This is a genomic window from Secundilactobacillus malefermentans DSM 5705 = KCTC 3548 (assembly GCF_001436395.1).
In the GTDB taxonomy this organism is placed as follows: domain Bacteria; phylum Bacillota; class Bacilli; order Lactobacillales; family Lactobacillaceae; genus Secundilactobacillus; species Secundilactobacillus malefermentans.
Genome location: NZ_AZGJ01000006.1, coordinates 43509 through 62893, shown reverse-complemented (window position 1 = coordinate 62893; position 19385 = coordinate 43509). Strand labels below are relative to the sequence as shown.

Below are 19385 nucleotides of genomic sequence, written 5' to 3'. Positions count from 1 at the left end.
TAGGACTTTTGTCCCAGCCTCTTGTTGCGGTTAACTTAAAATCCCATTTGCTGAAAATCTTCCAACAACAGGTTCATTTCGTCATCCTCTGGTACAAGTTCCAAATACTTTTTAAGTAAGGTAAAGGCCATTTCCATTTGCCCGACTTTTCTGAAGAAGTACACGGCAGGCTTTAAGAAGTCTTTTTGATCCATAAAGAATGGTTGTGCATTTTCGTACGCTTCCTGCGCCTTGTCCAAATTCTCAAGGTGATTATAGGAGACGGCTAAGTTCCAGTAAAGCTGTGGATCAACTTTTTCCTGATCTAGATAACTTGAAACTAGGTCAATGTTGTCCTGCCATTTCTCCTGTTTAACAAACAAATTCGATAATTGAATCGCAATTTCCAAGTCTTCAGGATCCAATTGGCGACCTTTATCAAGGTATTGCTTCGCCAAATCTTCGTCATCCAGCTTCAAAGCTGTTTTGGCGGCCTGCAACCACAACTTTTCATTATATTCATCAACGGCTAAACCTTCCTGCAAGACTTTCAAGGCTTCGTCATTCTGATTTTCAGCCTCATACGCCTGCCCTAGGTATGGATATAGGGAAGTGTACTGGGAATCACTTTCTTGTAGCTCAGAAAGCGTCTCAATCGCTTTTTTGGTATCTTTCAGTTGGAGATAGGTAAATCCTAGCTCAAATTTGACGTCAGGCGTCATCTCACCGGAATGGACTTGTTCCAAATAACCCACTGCTTGCTCAAAGCGGCCCTCGTTTGCGTAGGCTACCCCGACTCGCTCCACAATGTTAACGGCAGAGAAAGTTAGGTTCCCCGCTTCAATAATCTGCATGTAAAGGGGAATTGATTTGGCGAATTCACGCATGGTGAAATACAGTTCCGCCAAGGCAAATCGAATAACGGTTTCGTCAGGTGCCAGTTCCAGCGCTTTTAGTAACTTTTGTTCGCTAACTTCAAAGAGTTCCTGCGTTTGGTAAAGATCAGCGGCCACCATTAGGGATTGGACGTAAGCCGACGAATCAGGTTTGATTTCGTTTAAAAGTAACAGTGCTTCATCGGTTTTGTCTTCCCCCACCAAGATATCCGCCAAATTTGTGCGTAACTCATCTTCGTCAGGATATTTTTTAAGTAGATTTTCGTATATTCGTTTGGACTGGTTGATAAAGCCAAGTGAGTACAGTTCTTCCGCAAGGCCGTAAAGTGTGTCATCATCATCATGCCTAAGTGCAAGCGCAAATTGTTTTTTAAAATCGTCAAGTTGACCTTTTTCAAGCAGGTCTAATGCAGTTTCAGAATAACTCAATAAAATTTCATCCTCTTTTTAAACAGTTTAGGGTTAAACATTAACATGACTCACAACAAATGCAACAGAAAGAACTCCAACAAAAAAACCAGCCGACAAGCGTCGCACTGGTTTCTCACTGTAAAATAATTGCTTATTTAACAGCATCCTTTAAAGCTTTACCTGGCTTAAATGCAGGTACTTTGCTTGCTGGAATTTGGATTTCTTGTCCAGTTTGTGGATTGCGACCCTTACGAGCTGCACGTTCACGAACTTCGAAGTTACCAAAGCCGATTAATTGGACCTTTTCGCCCTTAGCTAAAGTTGCTTGAACAGAACCAAATACTGCATCTACTGCAGCAGTTGCATCCTTCTTTGTTAAACCAGTTGCTGATGCAACATCGTTAACCAATTGTGCTTTGTTTGCCATGTTAATTTCACCTCCCGGAATATCATTAGATGGAAAACCATCTAAGCTGTCATTCTTGAGTGGTCCAAAAATGATGAAACGAATACGGACAACCGTATTGATTCTTAATCAAAGATAGCACAAGAAGGCTTATATGACAAGGTTTAAAAGCGCTTTCTGACCTTTTTTATGAATAATACGAACGGTCTGCATAAATATACGAAAAGTTTTCGTAAAAATGGTAGTTTACCCGTTGAAATCAGGGCATCTACCTACTTCCGTTTGCGTTCAATAATTCGAATTGGGGTTCCTGAAAAATCAAAGTGTGCTCGAATCTGATTCTCAAGGAAACGCTCATACGAAAAGTGCATTAGTTCCGGATCATTAACAAACACGACAAATGTTGGTGGCTGAATAGCCACTTGTGTTGTGTAGTAAATTCGCAGTCTGCGTTGATTAATTGTTGGGGTTGGATTCATCGCAACCGCATCAACAATCACATCATTAAGCGTTGCAGACTGTACTCGTTTGGCATGATTCGTTGCAACCTTTTTGATAAGTTCAGGAAGCTTTTCGAGTCGCTGTCCAGTCTTTGCAGAGACAAAAATCATAGGTGCATAGGCCAGATACTGGAATTCTTCACGAACGTGCACTTCGAAGTCATGCAAACTGTGGTTATCCTTTTTAATCGTATCCCATTTGTTAACCACAATAACGATTCCTCGACCAGCCTGATGGGCGTAGCCTGCAACCTTCTTGTCTTGTTCACGAATGCCCTCTTCAGCATTGATAATAAAGAGCACAACGTCTGAATTATCAATTGCCTTCATGGCCCGCATAACACTGTAACGCTCGGTATTTTCGTAAACTTTACCACGTTTTCTAATTCCGGCAGTATCCACCATCGTGAATTCATCACCATCCGGCGTCGTAAACGGCGTATCAACTGCATCTCTAGTTGTACCAGCGATATCGGATACGATAACCCGGTCAGTGCCCAAAAGTGCGTTGACGATTGACGATTTTCCAACGTTTGGTCGGCCAATTAAACTAAAGCGGATTGTTTTATCCTCTTCATAATTAGCTGATTCAGGAAAGGCCTTCACGACTGCATCTAGGAGATCTCCTAAACCAATTCCGTGAGATCCTGAAATTGGGAACGGATCGCCAAATCCTAGCGCGTAAAAGTCATAAATGCCAACTCTCATTTCTGGGTTGTCAACTTTGTTTACGGCTAAAATAACGGGTTTATTTGATTTGTACAGAATTCTTGCGACGTGCTCATCAGCATCCGTCACGCCACCACGACCACTAACTAGAAAGACAATCACGTCAGCTTCATCAATCGCAACTTCTGCTTGTTCTGAAATTTGTTTCAAAAATGGCTCGTCACCAATATCTATTCCGCCTGTATCAATAAGGCTAAATTGGGTTCCCATCCATTCCGAATTTGCATAAATTCGATCTCGGGTAACACCAGGGGTATCTTCAACAATCGAAATTCGGTCACCCGCAATTCGATTAAAAATTGTCGATTTACCAACATTTGGTCGACCCACAATTGCAACAACTGGTTTTGCCATGCAAAACACTCCCTTCTCTTTTAAATAAAAGCTTCCATATCAATAAAAAAGGACGAGGCGAAAAATGACTTCGTCTCGGCCCATTAGCGAATTAACGCTTATTTTTCAGAATCTTCACTGTTCTTTAATTGATCACCAATTAGGTCACCTAAAGTAAAGCCAGTATCTTCTTCAGGAGCATTGGCAATTGAACGTTCGTTTACGTTGTTGTTACGACGCTTAGAAGGTTTGTTGTTGCTTCTCTTGCTCTCGTTGTTGTTGTCTTCTTCAGCAAGACCAGCTGGCTTTTCAATCAAAGCCTTGATTGATAATGCTAAACGATGACGCTCTGGGTGTACTTCAAGAACCTTAACGTTAACCTTTTCACCAGTCTTAAGAACATCATTTGGTGTTGCAATGTGCTCATGAGCAATTTGTGAAATGTGAACAAGTCCTTCAACGCCAGGGAATACTTCAACAAAGGCACCAAAACTAGTCAAACGCTTAACAGTTCCTTCAAGAACTGCGCCTTCTGGTGCTTTTTCTTCGATACCATCCCATGGTTCTGGAAGTGTTTGCTTGATTGAAAGTGAAATTCGGTTACGGTCTTCGTCAACAGAAAGAATCTTAACGTTAACCTTTTCGCCAACCTTTAAGACGTCTGAAGGCTTGCCGACACGTTCGTATGAAATTTCTGAAACGTGAACTAATCCATCAACGCCACCAAGATCAACGAAAGCACCGAAGTCAGTCAAACGAGCAACTGTTCCTTCAACTGTATCGCCAACAGTCAATGTTTCCATAACCTTTTCACGACCTTCAGCCTTTTGTTCTTCAACAATGGCACGGTGTGACAAGATTAATCTGTTTTCACTAGGTTCGATTTCAATAATCTTAAACTCTAATGATTGGTCTTTAAATTGGTTCAAATCTTCAACGAAATGATCAGTAATCATTGATGCGGGTACAAATCCACGTACACCAGCATCTACTACTAAGCCACCCTTAACAACTTGTGTTACTTGGGCAGTCAATGTATGACCAGCTTCGTATTCTTTTTGAATATCATCCCAAATCTTTCGGGCTGCTAAACGACGAACAGATAGTAAGTAACTGCCGCCTTCTTTATCGTTACCAATCTTTGAGATGACAACTAAATCAAGCTTGTCACCAACTTTAACAACATCTCTGATGTCTTCAACTGGCTTTGTTGAAATTTCTTTTTGTGGTACAACACCTTCGATACCGGCGCCTTCAATACCAACAATGGCTTGCTTGTCATCATCAATGGCAAGTACTTCACCCTTAACAACGTCACCAATTTTAACTTCTTCAACACTGTTTAATGCGTTTAATAAGTCTGCATTATCATTCTTTTCACTCATATGAATATTTCCTCCTCGCGACAACTCTAAACACTATTTTAGCTGAAAAGCTTTCTAAAAGCTAGTGCCAAGCCCTTATCTCTTAATTATTTTATTTTATTTGATGTAATTTGAATAATTTCGTCAACAACCTCTTGAATCGTCATTGGCGTTGTATCAACCTTAACAGCGTCTTCTGCTTGCGTTAATGGCGCTATTTCTCGATGAGAATCTTTGTAATCTCTCGTCTCAATTTCCTGCTTTAAAACTTCTAATGGGGTGTGAATTCCTTTTGCATCGTTATCTGCAAATCGGCGCTTCGCACGTTCATCAACGCTGGCAACTAAGAAAATTTTAACTTGTGCATTTGGTAAGACGGTTGTGCCAATATCTCGGCCATCCATCACAATGCCACCCTCATCAGCAATTTGACGTTGCCGATTGGTTAACTCTTCTCGGACACTGCCGATTGCAGCTACCGTTGATACGTTATTGGTAACATCAGGTTGGCGAATATCGGTTGTGACCTCTTTCCCGTCCAAAAAGACCTTTTGATCGGGTTTACCTGGCTTAAACTTAATCTCAGTCGTTGAGAGCAACTTGACTAGGCCAGCCTCATTCGTCAATTCAACGCCCTCTTGCATCGCTTTTAAAGTTAACGTGCGATACATTGCACCTGTATCACAATAAATAAAATTAAAATGCTTTGCGACTAATTTAGCAACTGTGCTTTTTCCAGCAGATGCTGGTCCATCAATTGCAATCTGTATCTCTTTTCCTGCCATCACTAAAGACTCCTAAATATATTCTATTTAACTCTTAACCGTTGTCCTGGCGCTAAAGTTGAGCTAGACGATAGTCCATTTAACTCAAGTAGCCGCTGAACGGTTATGCCATTGTTGACGGCGACTCGGTAGACACCTTGTCCCTGCGCAACGGTCACGTATTTCTTAGAACTGGTTTTTGTGCGACTACTCGAACTACTAGCCTTTGTCGCAGCACTGCTTGAGCTGGCCTGTTCAGTTGAAGAAGATGAGCTTGCCTTTGAAACAGAACTACTGCTCGTTACGCTTGCCTTGCTACTACTAGCTTTTGAGCTGGTTGCAGCCTTTTTTTTAGAACTTGAGACTGTTTTTTTTTCTGCTGAACTCGATGACTCAACTTTGGAAGAGCTCACTGATTCGACCGTTTGTGGCTTATTCATTGAGCTTTGCTTAGCTAAGCCAATAATCAACGAAATAATTGCAATCAAAATGATAACGGTAACCAGGATAATCGTAATCAACGTGTTATTGTGATTCCGTTTATTACGCTTTGTCCGTGACAAATTTCCCTGATCATCCCTATCATCAGTGAAGGTTTGGTCCCAAGGTTTGCTGTCCTTTTTAGATGAGTGATCATCATTTTTCTGACTCATTACTTTACCTCCCGAAATCTTTCAGAAATTATTGTACCATACGGCCCAGTTGATTTGTTTAATTTTTAAGTAAGAATAAGTTGGAAATAACCCGTTTCCAGTCTAATTTAACTGGGTTCGTTGTATCTAATATTGCTGGTTCTGGTAAATTTAAACTTTCGATGATTTCGGATGTTATTTCATTACTGCAGCATTTTTCATCATGATCCTTCATGGTCGCTTTGAAGTGTCGGCCAATGAGCTCTCGTTTGCATTCAGCATAGTTCACGTAACTGACCATTTCACGAATTGATTGCGTTCTGCTCTGCTGGCGCTTTTGTAACAGTTGCACCAGTTGATCTTCACGAACGCGATGGGTTGCGTAAAATTTGACGAGTCGAAATTTGTCGTCATCCACTTTCGCAAACCGCGATGGATTTTGATAATAGAGGTGAATTTCTTCGTTTGTCGGTAGCGAGCTTTCGGCGAGTGATAACTGAATTCGTTCGTCATTTTTTTGATAGAGGATAATTGCGACACTTTGCTTTCCATCCCTACCAGCCCGGCCAACCTCTTGCCAATAATCTTCAAGGGTTGATGGCATGTGATAGTGAATGACAAATCGAATGTCATTTTTATCAATCCCCATGCCAAACGCACTTGTCGCACAAATCAGCTGAATCTGGTTGCTCATGAACTGCTGCTGAACCTTAAATCGATCATCACTGCTCAAATCAGCGTGATAAGCAGCGACGTTAATGGCCAGTTCGTTATTGAGTTCCTCAGCCACCTGATTCGCCACTTTTTTACTTGAAAAATAAATAATGCCCGGCATCGTCAAGTTGCTAATGAGTTGCTTAAGGTGATTCATCTTATCTTTGGCGCTATCAACGTGCTGTACCCCAATGAAAATATTAGGTCGGTCAATCGTGGTCATCACCTCTGTTGCATCAGGTAGGCCCATTTTGGCTTTGATATCTAATTTGATCTTAGGAGTTGCCGTTGCCGTGAGCATTAATGTCAGCGGACTACCTAGTCGCTCCCGTAATTTACCTAGTAGTAAATACTCAGGACGAAAATCGGGACCCCAGGTTGAAATACAGTGGGCCTCATCAATCACGAGTAGCCCAGGCTGCAACTGCTTAATTCGGTTAAAAATGGCATCGTTGACCAGCATTTCTGGTGACATGAATAGGAACCGGTACTGATTAAGATGAGCCTCGATGTACGCCTTATCCTGGCCCATCAGCAATGAGGTGTAGGCTACAGCCCGTCGCTCCCCACGATAATTCAAACTGGAAACCTGATCCTGCATTAACGATAATAATGGCGAAATAATAATCACGAGTCTATTGGAAATTTTGCCGTAAAGTTCGTAGATGAGCGACTTTCCTGCACCCGTTGGCAGAATTGCTAGGGTGTCTTGATTAGCCAACAGGGACGTTACCGCAGCTTCCTGCCCATCCCGAAACTCGTCAAAGCCCGTGTATCTTTTTAATTCAGCATGTAGCTGTGCCCTATTTAACATGTTCCTTACTCCTTAAAATTTGATAGAGTCGAAAATAAAAGAAGTCTAAATCGGGTAGTTTTGCCGTCAATTGATCAAACTGCCATTCATCAATCTCCTGCCCACTTAAAATTGAGGCTAACTGTTTACGAAGTGATTGGCTTATTAACGCATCATAGGGAATTTCGTCGATTGGCAATAAAATGGCGGCTTCCAAGATATGCTCTTTGACGGTACTTTCCTTAAGTCTTCTTTGCTGACTAATTTGCTTAAATGAGTGATGCTGCCACACCTCGGCTAGCGTTTGCGTGGCACTTGCTGAAACCCGTGATGAGTCAATTCCAGCAATTAAAGGACTCAATAGACTTTCAGGATTTTCCTTAATCCTCGGAATAAATCCGAGCATCACGTCGGTTTGAATAGCTGCAATTTGGTCAACGTCGCTATTATATTCGACTGCTAACTGTTGTGTTGTCAGACCCATGGTGCCATGTCCCATAAATCGAAAGGCCACCAATAAGGCTAAGCGGTCATCATTCAAGTTTTGAAGCAAGTCCTGAATTTCTTTGGCAAATAGGTCAACAGTTCCGTTTATTTTAAACCATCTAAACCATTCACGCGCAAACTGGAGATTCGCTTGTGACGCCAACTGTGGGTAATATTGGCGATTATCAAAACTGTACTCTGAAACTACCTGAATAATCAGCAAGAGCCTTTCCTGAAATAGTTGCGAATCATAGAACTGACCCACGGCGAGATTCTGTGGCTGATAATGCGTCTTTGCCAATTGATTGAGTCGAGCTGTTCCAAATTCAGTTAGTCGAAATTGTTGATCAACGGCCTCCACCAACTGTTCCTGAATCAATTGATCAAAAACTGAATCATACGTATCCCGCTGTAACTTTTTTTCATAACCTAGCCAATCTAAAATCCCGTATCGCATCCCCCAAAAGAGAGTTGAAACGGTTCGCCGACCCTTTAATATATTTTCAACAACCCGTTTTCTGCGAGGCTGTTTGTCCGAAAGCAAGCTCAAGAGACGAAATTCGTCCACCTTATTTACCACCTTAAATTAAAAACGATTTATGAACAGTATAATACATTTAACAAAAAAGAGGCCCCAAATTGGGGTCTCTATCATATACGAATTTAAAGTGTCATTTTGCCTTGCTTATTCAGCCATCTCTTCATTCGCCCAACAATTAGCCAGGAGACACCACCCACTAAAATTCCCTTGATGATGTTAAACGGAATCACACCAATCAAAACTAATTTAGGAAGCGCCATTGGCATTGTCATGCCCAGTAGCTTTGCATAGACTGGCAATAAAACAAACAAGTTAGCTAACGCCATGACAACGGTTAAAAAACCGTCCCAGAAATAATCGCAATTGGCATTTTCTTACTTAGTGAAGCATGTTGCATATGTTTCAAAACTGCAGCGATTGGTAACAAGAACCCCACGCTCGCAGCAAATGACGCCAATATTCCGATAAGGTTTATGACGTCGACCCCCGTCAACAGCCAATAAAGGAAGCCTTTAATGGCGGCAATTAATACACCACCCAATGGGCCAAAAATAACGGCACCGAGTAAAATTGGGATATCAGAAAAATCAATTTTCATCCATGGTGCAAACGGAATAATTGGAAATGAAATGTACATAAGTACAAATGAAATTCCTGCGAATAACGACATTTCGGCCACCTGCCGAATACTGTAATGCGACTGACTACGTTCCATATGAAACTCCTCCTGTAGTTGGTCATCTCGCAAAGAGCACATTATCTAACCGAATACGAAAAGAGACCACACCAAGAAGATTGGCATGGTCTTTGATTGTCTCCACTCAAATAACTAATCTTCTATATACCAGACTTTACTGTCGGTACTGGAATTACACCAGTTCAACTAGCTTACGCTAGGTCGCGGACTTTAACCACCGGTCGGGAATTACACCCTGCCCTGAAGATGAACCTTAAATTAATTACAAATTGAGCATACATGATAACTTTAGAGAAAGCAAGAGTTTGTCTTACATTTGCACTTGCTTCTTTAATTGCTTAACCTCTTCTGGCTTAAGTCTGCGCCATTCACCAGGACGTAGGCCCCCCAATTGGAGGAATGAATATGATTCGCGCTTTAGTTTTTCAACTGGGTGCCCAATTGTTTGAAGCATTTTTTTCACTTGATGGTTCTTGCCTTCATGAATGGTCATCGAAACGATGGCCGTTTTTTTGGCGCGATCCGCAGACGTCACTTTAACTCTTGCCGGCGCTGCCTTGAAAGTATCGACCTGAATCCCGTGCCGAATTGTTTCCAGCTCATCGTTAGTGGGAATTCCTTCAACCTTAGCGACGTAATTCTTTTCAATTTCATACTTTGGATGGGTTAACCGATTCGCAAGTTCCCCATCATTAGTGAGTAAGAGAACTCCCGTGGTGTCGTAATCCAACCGACCAACAGGGTAGACGCGTTCGTTGACTTCATCTTCCAGCAGGTCCATCACGGTTGCCCGGTGCTTTTCATCGGATACGGTTGAAATAATGCTCTTGGGCTTATACATCAAAATGTAAACCGGTGCCTCATTCGCAATTGGCACACCATCTACCACAATCTGATCATTAACCGAAACTTTGGTTCCCAGTTCGGTCACGACTTGGCCATTGACCCGAACCCGTCCCGTGGTAATCATTGACTCAGATTTCCGTCGTGATGCCACACCTGCATGTGCTAACACTTTTTGTAGTCTTTCCATTTATTTATCTCCTGCTTCCCATTGTTTGTTGAATAGATTTATCAGCGTCTCACTTTGCGACTCATCATCCGCTTCTTCATCCTTCAGTGGTGGTAATTCTTTAATTGTCTTTAATCCAAAATAATTCAGAAACTCGGCCGTCGTCTTGTAGATAATTGGTCGTCCCGGCTCATCAGCCCGTCCCGTATCTTCAATCATCTGGCGCAAAACCAATTTTTGAATGGTCGAGGAACTCTGAACACCCCGAATATCATCAATCTCAATTCTCGTAATTGGTTGTTTATAGGCAATAATTGCTAATACCTCGAGTGAAGCTCGCGACAGATTCGTTGACAGAGGCGATTCAAAGTACTTTTTAACAACCGGTTCAACTTCCGATTTAGTTGCTAGGCGATACACGTCAGCGCTTTCTAGGACCGTAAAGGGACAGTCCTCATCAGCGTCATAACTTTTTTTCAGAACAGCAACCATCTCGTGAATTGCTGGTTTCATGAAACCAGTTAGTTCCGCTAGTTGACCGACACTAACGCCCTCATCCCCACTGACAAAGAGCAAACTGGCAACTTGCTGTAAATTTGTTGTCATGCCTGTGCCTCCTTTGATTTCCGTTTGCCTTGATAGACTAACTTAATCGAGGCAAACTGATACTTTTGGGTGAGACTGAGTTCATGATCCTTGGCAAGCTCCAAAACGGATAAAAAGGTCGCAACGAGTTCATCTGAGTCGGAATGACTATTTAGAAGATTTTCAAAGTAAATTGGCTGCTTATTTTTAGCCAATTGATTCATGACGACTTTCATTTGTTGCTCGACCGTAAATCGATCGGCATGAATTCGTTGAATCACCGTTTTTGAGTCCCGCTTATTAATTAATCCTAACAACGCCTGCTGCAAATCCTGAGTCGTCAATCCAGGCGCAACCATTTCGAGTTCGGTCCCAATCGGAACTTCTGCTTCTGAACGTGAGAATTGCAACTTCCGCGTTTCTTCTAGCGCCTTTAAATCTTGCGCAGCACCCTTATACTTCTTATATTCAATCAATTGGTTGACTAACTCTTCACGAGGATCTGCCATTTCAGCATCCGGCTCTACCGGTTCTTCTCGCTTTGGCAGCAACGTTCGCGCTTTAATTTTCATTAAGGTGGCAGCCATGACAAAGTATTCACCGGCAACGTCGAGCTGATTTGCTTCCATTTGATTCAAATAGGTCATGTACTGCGTAGTTATTTGGACAATTGGAATATCATAAATGGAGACCTCTGACACCCGAATGAGGTGTAAAAGAAGGTCGAGTGGCCCTTCAAAGTCATTTAGCTTTATGGTTAATTCACTATTCGCCATGCTCCCGCTCCCATTTTTCAACTATCGCCGTCGTTTCCAAAGTTCCAATTAGCCGTTTCTTTGGATATATATTCATTAATTCGGTTAATATTTTGCTTGAGGTTTGCTGTCCCCGTGCTTGAGGTGTCAATGCAATTAATCTCAGCAAGACGTATTGTTCCATATTTTCAGATCCAACAAGTCCCACGATATTATCGAATTCATTTTTATATAAGAAAAGTTCCCGTTTATCACTTTGCTGATACCATTCGAGTTGATGGTTAACTTGATGAATATCCTTAAAATCAGGGATTAAAGATAACAGTCCCATCGCAACTTTTTCATAATCATTTCGATATTTTAAAAGCAACCGAATCCCCTCCTTTGAGCTTTCCTGTGTCTTATAAACTGTACCATAAACAAAATTCGACAACAATTCAACATTACGCTCGTGGATGGTACTTTCGATAAACTTCCGTCATCCGCTTCTTTGAGATATGCGTGTAAATTTGGGTCGTTGAAATATCCGAGTGACCCAGTAATTCCTGAAGAACTCGTAAATCGGCACCATTCTCCAAAATATGAGTGGCAAAAGAGTGGCGTAATGTATGCGGGGTAACGTCCTTTTTGATTCCCGCGAGGGCCACGTACTGCTTAATCTTTTTCCAAATACTTTGACGACTTAGCCCGGATCCATGGGCATTCAAAAAAACGTAAGGAGATTGACGATTCTTTAACAGTTGTGGCCGACTATCTCGTAAATAGCGGTTTAACCAGTCAATTGCAACGTCGCCAATTGGAATAATACGTTCCTTATTCCCCTTACCCAAGGTTTGAATCAGGCCCATTTCTAAGTGAAGATCATCCAGTTTTAAATGAACAAGCTCACTCACCCGTAGTCCAGTTGCATACATTGTTTCCAAAATTGCGCGATCCCGACAGCCATATTTAGTACTGGTATCCGGTGCATCCAGCAACGAATTTACTTCAGTTTCAGTCAAAACTTGAGGTAACGGGTGTGCTTGTTTGGGGGATGATACCTGGACCATTGGATTTTCTGAAATAAATTTTTCCTGCATTAAATAGCGAAAAAAGCGCCGAAGAGTTGAGACCGCATGAATAACGGAGTTTCGCGCTTTATTTTGCTTGTTCTCATATTGAAGATAATCAAGAATGACGAAACGATCAATCTTGTTCCAACTTGATAGATCCTTGGTCTTTAAATAGGCCATGAATTCTTTTAGATCTTGATTATAGCTCAAAATGGTATTTCGTGATAAGCCACGTTCCACTTGGCTGTAATGTAGATAATCTGCAACTTGGGTTTCTAACCCCATCATTTCACCCCCGAATATATAGGTTTATGACTTTGCTTCGCCCGCTGGTAACAGGATGATATTTTCAGTATTTTCAGAAATTAATCGTTCCTTTAGTAAATGACCTAAAGCCCGCTTAAATTGACCTTTACTAATACCGAAGTAGGCTTTAATGTCAGCTGGGTCACTCTTATCCGTAAATGGCAGTTGATGCCCATCTGCGTGTTGAAGTGCCACCAAAATCATCTCAGCATCTTCACCAATTGCCTCATAAGCCCGGGGCTTCATTGATAAATTGAGTGTGCCATCTGGATGAACCCCGATGACCCGTGCTTTGATTTGCTGACCAAGTCTTGGTTCTTCGTCACGTTCACTTGGATGGACAAATCCTAATTGGTACTTGTCCGTAATAACCTTCGTTCCAGCAAGCTTTAATCGATAAACCGTTGCTGTCACATTATCATTCATCATTTGTTTATTGGCAGGCTGTGCCAATGCGGTATAAATCTCTTCATCGGCTAATTCACCCCAGATTCGATTCTTCTTATCGACTTTCAAGGAGATCAAGAGCTTATCTCCCGTTTGAGGCCACAATGAGTTGATCGTTGGCAAATCATCCAAAGAAACGGCAATATCCTTGTTTGGAAGACCTACGTCAACGAAAACGCCAAGGCTCCGTTGTGATCTAACAACCGTTCCAAAATCATAATGGCCAACTTGAACTTTTGGTGCATTCCGGGTAATTTGGAATTTATGGGATTCGTTCTCATAAGCAAATCCAGAGAAGTCACTGCCCTCCTTCAAAGGCTTTTCAATCTCTGCCTTATCAAGGCGGAAGGTTTCTCCTTCAACCTGTACGTAATAATCTTTCTCATTTTCATCAGTTACTTTTCCGGTAATAATCCGGCCTAATAATTCTTTCATTTTAGGTTCCTCACTTTTTACAATTTCGTCTTAGTTCAATTCTTGCAATGCCTTATTTTACACGTCTTTTAGTGAATAAGCGAGACACAAAAAAGGACCTGGTCGCCCAGATCCTTCTTTTTTGACTTTATTTACTATTAAAGTGCGTTTGAAGCACCGTGATAAACGATACCACGACGTGAGTCAACGGTGATTAATTCGCCATCAGAAATCTTTTCGATTGCTGAGGTAGCACCAACGATAACTGGAATTCCCATTGAGATTCCAACTACTGCGGCGTGTGAAGTTAATCCACCATTTTCAACAACAACGGCGCTTGACTTTTCGATAGCTGGCAAGTAGTCCTTGTCAGTGTTCTTAGCAATCAAGATTCCGCCTTCAACGGCTTTTTTGTTAGCTTCGTCAGCTGAGTTAGCAACAACGGCTTTACCGATAACAGTTTCGTCACCGACACCTTGGCCTTGAACTAACTTTGAACCGATCAATTGGATCTTCATCAAGTTAGTCGTGCCTCGTTCGCCAACTGGAACACCAGCAGTGATTAAGATAAGGTCGCCTTCCTTGGCTAAACCTGATTCAACGGCCTTAGCAGCTGCTAAATCAAACATCTCATCAGTGTTAGCTGGCTTCTCAACAACCATTGGGTAAACACCCCAGTTAACCATCAAACCACGACGGGTACGATCGTCAAAAGTGATTGCAAGAATGTCAGCATCTGGACGATACTTAGAAATCATTCGAGCAGTGTAACCAGAAGCAGTTGCAGCAACAATGGTCTTAACACCTAATTGCTTAGCAACACGGGCAACGGAAGCACCAATTGATTCAGTAACATCACTAGTGTCGCCTTCAACATCAGCAGTACCGAAGTCGCGTAATGCGTTTTCAGCCTTAATGTCGATACGGTTCATAGTAGCAACGGCTTCAACTGGGTATTCACCGTTAGCACTTTCACCAGAAAGCATTGTTGCATCAGTACCATCAAATACGGCATTGGCAACGTCAGATGCTTCGGCACGAGTAGGACGTGGGTTTTCTTGCATTGAGTCTAACATTTGGGTAGCAGTAATAACTGGCTTACCTAATTGGTTACACTTGCGAATCAAAGTCTTTTGTACCAAAGGCACATTTTCAGTAGGAATTTCAACACCCATGTCACCACGAGCAACCATCAAACCATCTGAAACCTTGATGATATCATCAAAGTTGTTGATACCTTCTTGTGATTCAATCTTAGGGAAGATTTGAACATGTTCCATGTTCTTTTCCTCAAGTAATTTACGAATATCAAGAACATCTTCTGGCTTACGAACAAATGATGCAGCGATGTAGTTGATTTCATGATCCAAACCAAAACGAATATCGCTTGAGTCTTTGTCAGTAATACCTGGTAAGTTGATTGAAACGCCAGGTGCGTTAACACCCTTACGTGAACCAAGTAACCCATCGTTTTGAACAGTTACGACTAATTCGCGGTTAGAATCGTCCTTGTCGTCAATTAACATGTCAAGAAGACCGTCATCAAATAGAACGTGACCACCAACAGTTACATCATCAAAAAGGCCTGGGTAAGTAACAGCGATTTTGTCTTTAGTACCTTCAAGGCTTTCGTCCATAGAAATACGTAACTTTTCGCCGGTCTTAAATTGAATCTTACCGTCTTTTTGAACAGTTGTACGGATTTCAGCACCCTTTGTATCGAGCATAAGGCCAACCGTCTTACCAGTAATCTTTTCTGCTTCATGTACCTTTTCGATACGGTCAAGGTGCTCAGCGTGATCACCATGTGAAAAGTTGAAACGGAAAATATTGGCACCAGATTCAATCAACTTTACAATAATGTTAACGTCGGTGCTGGCAGGACCAAGGGTACTAACAATCTTGGTTTTCTTCATTAGAATTATCTCTCCTTTAATTTAAGTATAAATGCTTCCTTTTGATTCACATAAGCAAACAATCATACTTTTTAGATTCCGTTAGTATTCTAGCACTTTTAAAAACGGTTGTCTTTATTGATTATCCCTTATTTATCAAGTAACCGGTTTCATTTGATTAAAATGAAAAATCCATAAAATTTTAACGTTTTATGGACCTTGTTTTTAACTTATTTTTTCTGAAAGACAACATTTTTTTCGCCTAATATTGAAATTAATTCTGGCTGAATTTCAGCTGAATTTGATAACCACAGATTTTTATTCAGCAATTGGGTTTGATCCCCTTCAGGACGATAAAAAATGACCGGAAATTCGCCTTGGTATTTCTTTAACACCTTGAGAATTGCCTGATGAACTTCGGGTTTGTCGTGATCAGCATCAATCCTGAGGAACCACCTGCCCGCTGGCTGGGTGGGCGTCTCATCAACCTTAATCGTGCTAGCAAGTTGAATTTGATCCGCAACAATTTGAACATCCCGTTGCTTTTCAACTTTCCCCCTAACGACGACAACCTGTTCCTTTTCAAACCAGTCCGCAATGGTGCGATACAAGTTGGGAAAAATAGTCACACTAATTTCACCAGTCAGATCCTCCACCGTTGCAAACGCCATTTGATCTCCTCGTTTGGTCCGGATGACCTTAATCCGCTTGATGTACACCAATACAACACATTTGGAATTTAAACTTAAATCACTAACTGGTGTCGACTTGAGCGATTTCATCAAGCCCCGATACTCTTCCACCGGGTGACCGGAAAGGTAGGCGCCCAACACGGCCTCCTCCTTTTCCAACTTTTCAGACAGCGAAAAATCGGGAACTGGCCGCACTTTTGGTGCAAGCTCTTCGAACAATTCCATGCTGCCACCACTTAATTCGAGACTGCTTAAAAATTCAGGGAGTGCCGTCACCAGCTCAGCTCGATTTGCGTCAAACGAATCAAAGACGCCTGCGTAAATTAAATTTTCAATTAAATCTTGCTTTTGCCATTTGTTGCCAATTCGTTTCAAAAATTCATAAAAATTCTTAAAACGGCCACTACTGCGCCGTTCCTCTAATAGATCACGTAGAAAGTCCTTTCGAACCCCCTTAATCGACGCTAATCCAAATTGAATCGTTTCTTTGGAAACCTGAAAAGTTGCGCCACTGTTATTAATATCGGGCGCCACAACGTCAACTTCATGCTGCTTTGCTTCCATCAAATAAACCTTCGTTTTAGCCGGATTATTCATCACGGAATTCAACAAGGCAGCATAGAAGGCCGTTTTGTAATGAACCTTCAAGTAGGCCATCTCGAACGCCATCTTACTGTACGCGACCGCATGCGATCGATTAAACCCGTAATTGGCAAACCGATCAATATAGTTAAACGTTTGCTCAGCAACTTTTTCGGAGTAACCCAATTTTGAGGCGCCATTTAAAAAGCGTTTTTTCATGGCGTCCATTGTGGCCTTTTTCTTTTTACTCATCGCTCGCCGCAGTAAATCGGCTTGTCCAAGACTAAAGCCACCCATTTTAGAAGCAACCTGCATCACTTGCTCCTGATAAACAATGATTCCGTAGGTGTGTTTTAGAATTGGGGCCAGTGAAGGATCCGGATAGCTAACCGGTTCTTTTCCGTTCTTTCGGGCAATAAACGTATCAATATTTTCCATTGGCCCTGGTCGGTAAAGCGCATTGACGGCTGCGACCAGTTCAAAGTTATTGGGTTGCAACCGCCGCAAAACACCCTTAATCCCGTTTGATTCAAATTGAAAGACGCCATTCGTATCTCCACGAGCAAAGATTGCCAAAGTTTGTGGATCATTTAAATTAACATCCTCCACCTTGAAGTGCGCATCCCCCTGCCGCTTAATTGTTGCTAAGGCATCGGCCATAATTGACAAATTTCTTAATCCAAGAAAATCCATTTTAAGAAGCCCAACACTTTCAACAATGTCCTTTGAGTATTGCGTCATCATCATGGATTCAGATCCATTTTGGAGGGGAACTAAATCCACTAATGGATTATCACTCAAAACAATTCCAGCAGCGTGGGTTGAGTAGTGCCGGGGTAATCCTTCAAGCTTGCAGGCAGTTTCGTAAAGCATTTTGTTCGTGCTACTGTCACTAATCATATTTTTTAATTTTTGTGACTGGTCTAGTGCCTCTGTCAAACTAACGTGCAAAACGCTTGGAATCGCATGACTCCACTCTGAAAGTTCCGGTGTTGAGAGGCCAAACACACGGCCAACATCCCGAATTGCCTGTTTTGCCGCCAGCGTGCCAAAGGTAATAATTTGGGCAACTTTATTGTGTCCGTACTTTTGATGAACGTATTCCAAAACTTCTTCTCGCCGATTATCAGGAATATCCAAATCAATATCTGGCATTTGCGCCCGCTCTTCATTTAAGAACCGCTCAAATAGGAGATCATACTCAAGCGGATCAACATCCGTAATGTTTAAAACATAGGCGACCAGCGATCCCGCAGCTGAACCTCGACCAGGTCCAGTCGTGATACCAGTTTGATGAGCAAATCGAATCACATCCCAAATAATTAGGAAGTAATCATTGAATCCCATTTTATTGATTACTGATAATTCGTATTCCAGCCTTTTTTTGTAAGCCTCGTCCGTCGCCGTGTGGGGGGCGTGGGTCAATCGGTTGTGTAAACCGGTAATACACTTTGATCTAAGGTAGTCGAAACTACTAGACCCATCATCCGTTTTGAATTGCGGTAACTTAAGCTGTTGAAATTTCAATTCAATCTGACTTTGCGCCGCTATTTTTTCTGTATTCTGAGCCGCTTCAAGCAAGTTGGCATCCCTAAAGGAACTTTCAAACTCTTCGGCAGGCTTTAACCAATGAGTTCCTAGCTTTTTCATTAACTCACCGATATTCGTGATGGTCGTCCCATCCTTGATTGCCCTTAACACTTCAATACTGAAATGATCCGTCGCATTCAGATAGTTCACTTGAGGTAATGCAACCAAACTCACCTTGTAATCTGTCCCAATTTTGTAAACCAGTTCGCGGTAAGCCACCGACTGAGTGACGTCGATGCCAATATAAATATCTGCGGGATTTGCAGCACCCTTTAGTATTTCAAATAGTTTCTGTAATCCCTCTTTGTCCTTATTAAGGATGAGGGGCGTTAGCTCTGAATCATTTGGAAAAATGTAGAAAAGGCCGGTTAAATAATCTTTGATTTTATTAAAGGTTAAGGCAGCCTCACTGGTATTTATTAAAGTCGAAATGACCATCAAATTTTGATAGCCCTCGTTATTTTTAGCAATTAAAATTACGCTGTATGTTTGACTAGGATCCGTGACGCCTTGAAATGTTAGTTTAAGACCGATGAGTGGCTTTATCCCTTGTTTCAAGCACGCATTATAAAAATCCACAGCGCCATACATGATTTGATTGTCAGTCAACGCAATTGCGCTGTATCCCCGCTCTTTAGCGGTGGTTACTAGCTCGTCGATTTTGGTGGTGCTTTGTAGCAAACTAAACGTACTCGTAACCTGTAATGGGACAAAACTCATTTCTCTCATCCTTTCTTTTGTCATTATAACAAACCAATTGGCTGGCGCCTCATCAAATATAAAATATAAGAATTGCATTTTTTTGGTTCT

At 41.8% G+C, this 19385-nt stretch carries 18 protein-coding genes and 1 riboswitch; all 18 genes read right to left on the bottom strand.

Going from position 1 to position 19385, the window contains the following annotated elements; all coding sequences use genetic code 11:
- Positions 1–35 precede the first annotated feature (35 nt).
- The 18 genes from FD44_RS02240 to dnaE all read right to left on the bottom strand — a co-directional run bounded on the left by FD44_RS02240 (position 36) and on the right by dnaE (position 19295).
- A complete protein-coding gene (locus FD44_RS02240; RefSeq protein ID WP_010619780.1) occupies positions 36–1304 on the bottom strand; it encodes a tetratricopeptide repeat protein in 1269 nt (422 codons plus the stop codon).
- Positions 1305–1437: 133 nt separating this feature from the next.
- Positions 1438–1713, bottom strand: coding sequence for an HU family DNA-binding protein (locus FD44_RS02235; RefSeq protein ID WP_010619779.1), 276 nt, complete (start codon positions 1711–1713; stop codon positions 1438–1440).
- Positions 1714–1964: 251 nt separating this feature from the next.
- A complete protein-coding gene (gene der / locus FD44_RS02230) occupies positions 1965–3275 on the bottom strand; it encodes a ribosome biogenesis GTPase Der (RefSeq protein WP_010619778.1) in 1311 nt (436 codons plus the stop codon).
- Positions 3276–3373: 98 nt separating this feature from the next.
- Complete coding sequence (gene rpsA / locus FD44_RS02225; protein ID WP_010619777.1) at positions 3374–4639, bottom strand: 30S ribosomal protein S1; 1266 nt, start codon at positions 4637–4639, stop codon at positions 3374–3376.
- Positions 4640–4725: 86 nt separating this feature from the next.
- Positions 4726–5403 carry a (d)CMP kinase gene (cmk, locus tag FD44_RS02220; RefSeq protein ID WP_010619776.1) on the bottom strand — a complete coding sequence of 226 codons (678 nt, stop codon included), beginning with the start codon at positions 5401–5403 and terminating at the stop codon, positions 4726–4728.
- Positions 5404–5426: 23 nt separating this feature from the next.
- On the bottom strand, positions 5427–6035 hold the full coding sequence (locus FD44_RS02215) for a LysM peptidoglycan-binding domain-containing protein (RefSeq protein ID WP_010619775.1): 609 nt from the start codon (positions 6033–6035) through the stop codon (positions 5427–5429).
- A gap of 58 nt (positions 6036–6093) precedes the next feature.
- A complete protein-coding gene (locus FD44_RS02210; RefSeq protein ID WP_010619774.1) occupies positions 6094–7542 on the bottom strand; it encodes a RecQ family ATP-dependent DNA helicase in 1449 nt (482 codons plus the stop codon).
- Positions 7532–8575 carry a helix-turn-helix domain-containing protein gene (locus FD44_RS02205; RefSeq protein ID WP_010619773.1) on the bottom strand — a complete coding sequence of 348 codons (1044 nt, stop codon included), beginning with the start codon at positions 8573–8575 and terminating at the stop codon, positions 7532–7534. Before FD44_RS02205 ends, FD44_RS02210 begins: the two co-directional genes overlap by 11 nt.
- A 95-nt stretch (positions 8576–8670) precedes the next feature.
- A complete protein-coding gene (locus FD44_RS02200) occupies positions 8671–8859 on the bottom strand; it encodes a hypothetical protein (RefSeq protein ID WP_050899316.1) in 189 nt (62 codons plus the stop codon).
- A gap of 23 nt (positions 8860–8882) precedes the next feature.
- A complete protein-coding gene (locus FD44_RS02195; RefSeq protein WP_010619771.1) occupies positions 8883–9263 on the bottom strand; it encodes an ECF transporter S component in 381 nt (126 codons plus the stop codon).
- A 113-nt stretch (positions 9264–9376) separates the two neighbouring features.
- Positions 9377–9497: riboswitch (FMN riboswitch) on the bottom strand.
- 58 nt (positions 9498–9555) lie between these two features.
- Complete coding sequence (locus tag FD44_RS02190; RefSeq protein ID WP_010619770.1) at positions 9556–10278, bottom strand: pseudouridine synthase; 723 nt, start codon at positions 10276–10278, stop codon at positions 9556–9558.
- Positions 10279–10863 carry an SMC-Scp complex subunit ScpB gene (gene scpB / locus FD44_RS02185; protein WP_010619769.1) on the bottom strand — a complete coding sequence of 195 codons (585 nt, stop codon included), beginning with the start codon at positions 10861–10863 and terminating at the stop codon, positions 10279–10281.
- Entirely contained in the window at positions 10860–11618 is a 759-nt protein-coding gene (locus tag FD44_RS02180) for a segregation and condensation protein A (RefSeq protein WP_010619768.1), read from the bottom strand. The genes scpB and FD44_RS02180 overlap by 4 nt, the downstream gene beginning before the upstream one ends.
- Positions 11608–11967 (bottom strand): riboflavin biosynthesis acetyltransferase RibT, encoded by a 360-nt coding sequence (locus FD44_RS02175; RefSeq protein WP_010619767.1) that lies wholly within the window; start codon positions 11965–11967, stop codon positions 11608–11610. Before FD44_RS02175 ends, FD44_RS02180 begins: the two co-directional genes overlap by 11 nt.
- A 73-nt stretch (positions 11968–12040) precedes the next feature.
- Entirely contained in the window at positions 12041–12937 is an 897-nt protein-coding gene (gene xerD, locus FD44_RS02170) for a site-specific tyrosine recombinase XerD (protein ID WP_029327536.1), read from the bottom strand.
- A gap of 21 nt (positions 12938–12958) precedes the next feature.
- Positions 12959–13837: a CvfB family protein gene (locus FD44_RS02165; protein WP_010619765.1), complete on the bottom strand. Its 879-nt coding sequence runs from the start codon at positions 13835–13837 to the stop codon at positions 12959–12961.
- 137 nt (positions 13838–13974) lie between these two features.
- Positions 13975–15732 carry a pyruvate kinase gene (pyk, locus tag FD44_RS02160; protein WP_010619764.1) on the bottom strand — a complete coding sequence of 586 codons (1758 nt, stop codon included), beginning with the start codon at positions 15730–15732 and terminating at the stop codon, positions 13975–13977.
- A gap of 209 nt (positions 15733–15941) precedes the next feature.
- Positions 15942–19295: a DNA polymerase III subunit alpha gene (gene dnaE / locus FD44_RS02155; protein WP_010619763.1), complete on the bottom strand. Its 3354-nt coding sequence runs from the start codon at positions 19293–19295 to the stop codon at positions 15942–15944.
- Between the last annotated feature and the right edge of the window lie 90 nt (positions 19296–19385).

Bases quoted from the DNA above. Each gene is read 5' to 3' on its own strand.
- FD44_RS02235 (WP_010619779.1), bottom strand. From the start codon at position 1,713: ATGGCAAACAAAGCACAATTGGTTAACGATGTTGCATCAGCAACTGGT.
- der (WP_010619778.1), bottom strand. From the start codon at position 3,275: ATGGCAAAACCAGTTGTTGCAATTGTGGGTCGACCAAATGTTGGTAAA.
- rpsA (WP_010619777.1), bottom strand. From the start codon at position 4,639: ATGAGTGAAAAGAATGATAATGCAGACTTATTAAACGCATTAAACAGT.
- cmk (WP_010619776.1), bottom strand. From the start codon at position 5,403: ATGGCAGGAAAAGAGATACAGATTGCAATTGATGGACCAGCATCTGCT.
- FD44_RS02215 (WP_010619775.1), bottom strand. From the start codon at position 6,035: ATGAGTCAGAAAAATGATGATCACTCATCTAAAAAGGACAGCAAACCT.
- FD44_RS02210 (WP_010619774.1), bottom strand. From the start codon at position 7,542: ATGTTAAATAGGGCACAGCTACATGCTGAATTAAAAAGATACACGGGC.
- FD44_RS02195 (WP_010619771.1), bottom strand. From the start codon at position 9,263: ATGGAACGTAGTCAGTCGCATTACAGTATTCGGCAGGTGGCCGAAATG.
- FD44_RS02190 (WP_010619770.1), bottom strand. From the start codon at position 10,278: ATGGAAAGACTACAAAAAGTGTTAGCACATGCAGGTGTGGCATCACGA.
- scpB (WP_010619769.1), bottom strand. From the start codon at position 10,863: ATGACAACAAATTTACAGCAAGTTGCCAGTTTGCTCTTTGTCAGTGGG.
- FD44_RS02180 (WP_010619768.1), bottom strand. From the start codon at position 11,618: ATGGCGAATAGTGAATTAACCATAAAGCTAAATGACTTTGAAGGGCCA.
- xerD (WP_029327536.1), bottom strand. From the start codon at position 12,937: ATGATGGGGTTAGAAACCCAAGTTGCAGATTATCTACATTACAGCCAA.
- FD44_RS02165 (WP_010619765.1), bottom strand. From the start codon at position 13,837: ATGAAAGAATTATTAGGCCGGATTATTACCGGAAAAGTAACTGATGAA.
- pyk (WP_010619764.1), bottom strand. From the start codon at position 15,732: ATGAAGAAAACCAAGATTGTTAGTACCCTTGGTCCTGCCAGCACCGAC.
- dnaE (WP_010619763.1), bottom strand. From the start codon at position 19,295: ATGAGTTTTGTCCCATTACAGGTTACGAGTACGTTTAGTTTGCTACAA.